Here is a 6,251-nt window from a genome sequence, read left to right as displayed (position 1 = left end):
CTGGATCCGCAGATTGCGTCCGGCGCGCGGCGCCCCGGCCAGCCGTCGCCGGGGCTCCCGCCGTCCGGTCACGCCCGCATCCACACCGCCTGACACCACCGAGAGGCAGCAACCGATGGACCCGGCCGACTTCACGGAGATCCTGGAAACCGTCCGATCGTTCGTCGCGAACGACGTCGTACCGCGCGAGGACGAGATCGAGGCGTCCGACGCGATTCCCCACGACGTCCGCCGGACCGCCGTGGACATGGGGCTGTTCGGCTACACGCTCCCGGAGGAGTTCGGCGGTCTCGGCCTGAACCTGACCGAGGACGTGCAGCTGGCCTTCGAGTTCGGGTACACCACGCCCGCGTTCCGCTCGATGTTCGGCACCAACAACGGCATCGCGGGCAAGGTGCTGGTGAGCGCCGGCACCCCTGAGCAGCAGGCGCACTGGCTGCCGAAGCTCGCCGCCGGCGCGGTCGCCTCCTTCGCGCTCACCGAGGCCGAGGCGGGCTCCGACCCGTCCGGGCTGACCACGCGCGCGGTGCGCGACGGCGACGAGTACGTGATCTCCGGCGCGAAGCGCTTCATCACCAACGCCCCGCTCGCCGACCTGTTCGTGGTGTTCGCCCGTACCGGCGTGGAAAGCCACGGCACCAAGGGCATCTCGGTGTTCCTCGTCGAGGCGGGCCTGCCGGGTGTCACCGTCGGTCCCAAGGACCACAAGACCGGCCAGGCGGGCGCCTGGACCGCCGAGGTCTTCCTCGACGAGGTCCGGGTGCCGCTCTCCGCCCTGGTGGGCGGCCAGGAGGGGGCAGGCTTCGGCGAGGCCATGAAGGCGCTGATCCGCGGCCGGGTGCACATCGCCGCGCTGTGCGTCGGCATGGCCCAGCGCGTCCTGGACGAGTCGGTCGCCTACGCCGCGTCCAGCAAGCAGGGCGGCCGGCCGATCGGCGAGTTCCAGCTGGTCCAGGCGATGCTCGCGGAGATACAGACCGGTGTGTACGCGGGCCGGGCGATGGTGCTCCAGGCCGCTCGGGACTACGACTCCGGGACGGACCGCAGGATCGGTCCCTCCGCGGCCAAGCTGTTCTGCTCGGAGATGGTCGGCCGCGCCGCCGACCTCGGCGTGCAGATCCACGGCGGCATGGGCTACATGCGCGGGGTGGCGGTCGAACGCTGCTTCCGCGACGCCCGGTTGTTCCGCATCTACGAGGGCACCAGCGAGATCCAGAAGCTGATCCTCGGCAAGGCGCTCATCAAGGGAGTCAAGTGACCATGGTGATGACCGAAATTCCGCTGACCGCCCAGCTCACCGAGGACGAGCGCGCCATCGTCGAGGTGGTCGCCGACTTCGTCGACAACGAGGTCCTCCCCGCGGTCCAGGAGCTGGAGCACGCGAACACCTACCCCGAGAAGCTCATCGAGCAGATGAAGAAGCTCGGCGTGTACGGCCTGCTCGCCCCCGCCGAGCACGGCGGTGTGGACGTCTCCACCGCCTGCTTCGCCCTGGTCGCCCAGGAGCTGGCCCGCGGCTGGATGTCCCTCTCGGGCGCGATGGGCGGCCACTCCGTGGTCACCTATCTGATCCGCACCTTCGGCACCCCCGAGCAGCAGCGGACGTACCTGCCCCGGATGGCCACCGGCGAACTGCGCGCCACCATGGCGCTCACCGAGCCCGGCGGCGGCTCCGACCTGCAGGCCATGGGCACCAGGGCGGTCCTCGCGGACGGCGAGTGGACGATCAACGGGACCAAGACCTGGATCACCAACTCCCGGCGCGCGGGCCTGATCGCGCTGCTGTGCCGGACCGAGCCCGCGCAGGGCAAGGGCTTCTCCATCCTGCTGGTGGAGAAGGAGGCCGGGTACGAGGTCTCCAGGGATCTGCCGAAGCTCGGCTACAAGGGCGTCGAGAGCTGCGAGGTCGTCTTCGACGACGTGACGGTGCCCGAATCCGCCGTACTCGGCGGCGACTCCGGCTCCGGCTTCGCGCAGATGATGCGCGGACTGGAGATCGGCCGGATCCAGGTCGCCTCCCGCGCCCTCGGCGTCGCCCAGGCCGCGCTCAACGACGCCACCCGCTACGCCCAGGAGCGGGAGACCTTCGGCAAGCCGATCTGGCAGCACCAGGCGATCGGCAACTACCTCGCCGACGGCGCCACCAAGCTGCGCGCCGCCCGGCTGCTCACCCTGGACGCCGCCGCCCGGGTCGACGCCGGGAAGCGCGCGGACATGGAGGCGGGCATGGCCAAGCTGTTCGCCTCGGAGGTGTGCATGGAGATCGCGCTGAACGCGGTCCGGGTGCACGGCGGTTACGGCTACTCCACCGAGTTCGACGTCGAGCGCTACTTCCGCGACGCCCCGCTGATGATCGTCGGCGAGGGCACCAACGAGATCCAGCTGGGCGTCATCGCCAAGCAGCACATCGCCCGCAACCGGGTCGACGGCGGAGGCCGCTGATGAGCACGTCCACCGCCCCCGCCCTCGGCTACGCCGAGGGCCTGGCCGCGGGCGAGCTGCGCTTCCAGCACTGCACCGGCTGCGAGCGCGCCGTCTTCTACCCGCGGGTCCTGTGCCCGCACTGCGGCGCCGAAGAGCTGACCTGGCGTACCAGCGCCGGACTCGGCACCGTGTACGCCGCGACGGCGGTCCACGCCCGCGGCCGGGAGCCCTACAACGTGTCGCTGGTCGACCTGGACGAGGGGTTCCGGATGATGAGCCGAGTCGAGGGTGTCACCGCGGAGGGCGTCGCCATCGGCGCCCGCGTGCGGGTCGCCGTGATCGAGGAGGACGGGGCGCCGCTCGCGGTGTTCCGTCCCGCCGGTGCCACCGAGGAGGTGTCCGCATGAGCGCCGGGCAGAGCCTGCGCGGCAGCGTCGCCGTGATCGGCGCCGCCGAGTCCGATCTGGGCCTGGTCGCCCCCGGCCTGACCCACTTCGACCTGGTGGGCCAGGCCACGGCCCGCGCGTGCGAAGACGCGGGGATCTCCAAGGACGAGATCGACGGCTTCTTCTGCGCCTCGTCGTATCTGCCGTTCGCCACCCTGGACATGGCCGAGTACCTGGGCATCCGCCCCCGCTACAGCGACGGCTCCAACGTCGGCGGCAGCTCCTTCGTCTCCCATCTGCTGCACGCCGCGGCGGCCATCGAGGCCGGGCTGTGCACCACGGCGCTGATCGCGTACGGCTCCACCCAGCGCTCCGACGGGGGCCGGCTGGTCTCCCCCACCAAGCTGCTGCCGTGGGAGGAGGCGTACAAGCCGCGCTACCCCGTCTCCATGTACGCGCTGGCCGCCTCCCGCCACATGCACGAGTACGGCACCACGCGCGAGCAGCTCGCCGAGGTGGCGGTCGCCGCCCGGGACTGGGCCCAGCTCAACCCGGCGGCCTTCACCTACGGCAGGGGCCCGCTCACCGTCGAGGACGTGCTCTCCTCGCAGATGATCAGCTACCCACTGACCTCGAAGGACTGCTGCCTGGTCACTGACGGCGGCGGCGCGGTGATCCTCACCTCCGCCGAGCGCGCCCGTGACCTGCACGCCAAGCCGGCGTACCTGCTCGGCGCGGGCGAGGCGCACTGGCACCGCTCGATGTCGCAGATGCCCGACCTCACCACCACCGCCGCACTCGACTCCGGCCGCCGCGCCTACGAGATGGCCGGGCTCAAGCCCGCCGACGTGGACGTGGTGGAGCTGTACGACGCCTTCACCATCAACACCCTCCTGTTCCTGGAGGACCTGGGCTTCTGCGGCAAGGGCGAGGGCGGTGCCTTCGTCTCCGGCGGGCGGATCGCCCCGGGCGGAGAGCTGGCCGTCAACACCAACGGCGGCGGCCTGTCGTACTGCCATCCGGGGATGTACGGCATCTTCCTGATCATCGAGGCGGTGCGTCAGCTGCGCGGCGAGGCCGGCGCCCGTCAGCGGGACGGCGCCCGCGTCGCCCTGGTCAACGGCAACGGCGGCGTGCTCTCCAGCCAGGCCACCGCGCTGCTGGGCACCGAGGAGGCGCTGGGATGAGCGCCGCGGTCCGGCACGAGCCGGACGCCGTGCCGGAGCTCTTCGCCGCGATCGAGCGCGACTGGCGGCCCGGCCCGGTCGAGAACTCCGAGTTCGTCACCGCCGCGCCCGCGAAGGCGTTCGCCGGGGTGCTGGACCAGCAGGCTCCCTCCACCGGCGTCGGGGACGCCCTGCCGCCGCTGTGGCACTGGCTCTACCTGCTCGACCGGCCGGCCCAGAGCGACCTCGGCGAGGACGGCCACCCGCGCCAGGGCGGCCTCTTCCTGCCGCCGCTGCCGGACCGCCGCCGCATGTTCGGCGGCGGGCGGCTGGAGTTCCGCGCCCCGATCCGGATCGGCGACCTGCTGACCCGGCGCTCCGAGATCGCGGACCTGCGCGTGCGGCGGGGCGGCTCCGGCTGGCTGCTGCTGGTGACGGTCCGCCATGTGTACCTGGTCGACGGGGAGGTCCGCACCGTCGAGGAGCAGGACCTCGTGTACAAGCAGCCGGACCCGGCACAAGCCGCGGCCCGCATCCCGGACACCGCCGAGCCGGGCCCGGCCGCGTCCTGGTCGTACGTCCTGCGGCCCGACCCCACGCTGCTCTTCCGCTTCAGCGCGCTCACCTACAACGCCCACCGCATCCACTACGACCGCGACTACGCGACCGGCGTGGAGGGCTATCCCGACCTGGTGGTCCACGGGCCGCTGCTGGCGCTGTCGCTGCTGGAACTGCCGCGCCGCTTCGCGCCCGACCGGACGGTCGCCTCCTTCGCGTTCCGCTCCCGTGCGCCGTTGTTCGCCCCGGAGGAGATCGTGGTGAGCGGCTTCCCCGAGGACGACCGGGCGGTCCTCACCGCCGGACGCCCGGGCGCCGCCCCGGGCATCACGGCCACCGTGACCCTGAACCGAACGAGTAAGGAAGTCCCCCGATGACCAGAGTGTTCGCCTCCCCCGCCGAGTTCGCCGCCGCGGCCGGCACCCACGTCGGCACCGGCGACTGGGTCGTGATCGAGCAGGACCGCGTCGACACGTTCGCCGACGCCACCGGCGACCACCAGTGGATCCACGTCGACCCGGAGCGCGCCGCCTCCGGCCCGTTCGGCGCCACGATCGCCCACGGCTATCTGACGCTCTCCCTGATCCCGGTGCTGACCCAGCAGGTGTACCGGATCGAGGGCGTGAAGATGGGCGTCAACTACGGACTCAACAAGGTCCGCTTCATGAACCCCGTCCGGGTCGGCTCCAAGGTCCGCGCGTCGATCGACGTGGTCTCGGCCGAGGAGGTCGCCGGCGGCGGCCGCCAGGTGGTCAACAAGGTCACCATCGAGATCGAGGGCGCCGACAAGCCGGCCTGCATCGCCGAGACGGTCGTCCGCGTCTACGGCTGAGCTGCCGCTCCGCCCCTCCCCCGCACCCTCAGCAAGGAGCATCACCATGTCCGAGAACACCCAGAAGATCGCGATCGTCACCGGTGCCGCCCGAGGCATCGGCGCCGCCACCGCCAGGCGCCTGGCCGCGGACGGCTTCGCGGTCGCCGTCCTGGACCTGGACGAGGCGGCGTGCGCGGACACGGTCGCCGCCATCGAGAAGGACGGCGGCCGGGCGCTGGCCGTCGGCGTGGACGTCGCCGACGCCGAGCGCGTCGAGGCGGCCGTGGCCCGCGTCGCCGCCGAGCTCGGCGCACCGCAGGTGCTGGTCAACAACGCCGGGATCACCCGTGACAACCTGCTGTTCAAGATGACCGAGACGGACTGGGACTCCGTCATCGGCGTGCACCTGCGCGGCGCCTTCCTGATGTCGAAGGCCGTGCAGAAGCACATGACGGACGCCGGCTGGGGCCGGATCGTCAACCTCTCCTCCACCGCGGCCCTCGGCAACCGCGGCCAGGCCAACTACTCCGCCGCGAAGGCCGGTCTGCAGGGCTTCACCAAGACCCTCGCCATCGAGCTGGGCAAGTTCGGCGTGACGGTCAACGCCATCGCCCCCGGCTTCATCGCCACCGAGATGACGGCCGCCACCGCCGAGCGGGTCGGCATGACCTTCCAGGACTTCAAGGCCCGGGCCGCATCCGCCATCCCGGTCGCCCGGGTCGGCGCGCCGGACGACATCGCCCACACCGTCTCCTTCTTCGCCAGCGAGGGCGCCGGCTTCGTCTCCGGCCAGGTCATCTACGTCGCGGGCGGCCCCACCGACACCGCCGAGACCCGGGGGCTGCTGGACGCGCGCCGGCTGGACCTGATGCGGCCCGGCACGCTGCTGGTGAACACGGCGCG

General features: G+C 71.9%; 6 protein-coding genes and 1 pseudogene. All 7 read left to right on the top strand.

Annotation, left to right across the window (positions count from 1 at the left end):
• Positions 1-115: 115 nt before the first annotated feature.
• Positions 116-1,258 carry an acyl-CoA dehydrogenase family protein gene (locus AB0M28_RS39585; RefSeq protein ID WP_365415544.1) on the top strand — a complete coding sequence of 381 codons (1,143 nt, stop codon included), beginning with the start codon at positions 116-118 and terminating at the stop codon, positions 1,256-1,258.
• Positions 1,259-1,266: 8 nt separating this feature from the next.
• Positions 1,267-2,442, top strand: coding sequence for an acyl-CoA dehydrogenase family protein (locus AB0M28_RS39580; RefSeq protein ID WP_365415546.1), 1,176 nt, complete (start codon positions 1,267-1,269; stop codon positions 2,440-2,442).
• Positions 2,442-2,831, top strand: a complete 390-nt coding sequence (locus tag AB0M28_RS39575; protein WP_365415542.1) for an OB-fold domain-containing protein — start codon at positions 2,442-2,444, stop codon at positions 2,829-2,831. Before AB0M28_RS39580 ends, AB0M28_RS39575 begins: the two co-directional genes overlap by 1 nt.
• Complete coding sequence (locus AB0M28_RS39570) at positions 2,828-3,997, top strand: thiolase (RefSeq protein WP_365415540.1); 1,170 nt, start codon at positions 2,828-2,830, stop codon at positions 3,995-3,997. The genes AB0M28_RS39575 and AB0M28_RS39570 overlap by 4 nt, the downstream gene beginning before the upstream one ends.
• Complete coding sequence (locus AB0M28_RS39565) at positions 3,994-4,911, top strand: MaoC family dehydratase N-terminal domain-containing protein (protein WP_365415538.1); 918 nt, start codon at positions 3,994-3,996, stop codon at positions 4,909-4,911. The genes AB0M28_RS39570 and AB0M28_RS39565 overlap by 4 nt, the downstream gene beginning before the upstream one ends.
• Positions 4,908-5,366: a MaoC family dehydratase gene (locus AB0M28_RS39560; protein WP_365415536.1), complete on the top strand. Its 459-nt coding sequence runs from the start codon at positions 4,908-4,910 to the stop codon at positions 5,364-5,366. Before AB0M28_RS39565 ends, AB0M28_RS39560 begins: the two co-directional genes overlap by 4 nt.
• Before the next feature lie 46 nt (positions 5,367-5,412).
• Positions 5,413-6,171 (top strand): annotated as a pseudogene (gene fabG / locus AB0M28_RS39555) (3-oxoacyl-ACP reductase FabG); the annotation flags it as partial.
• Between the last annotated feature and the right edge of the window lie 80 nt (positions 6,172-6,251).

Source organism: Streptomyces sp. NPDC051940 (assembly GCF_040680895.1).
Classification (GTDB): domain Bacteria; phylum Actinomycetota; class Actinomycetes; order Streptomycetales; family Streptomycetaceae; genus Streptomyces.
Note: the sequence above shows the minus strand (reverse complement) of the source record. Positions and strands in the feature narration are given on the sequence as shown.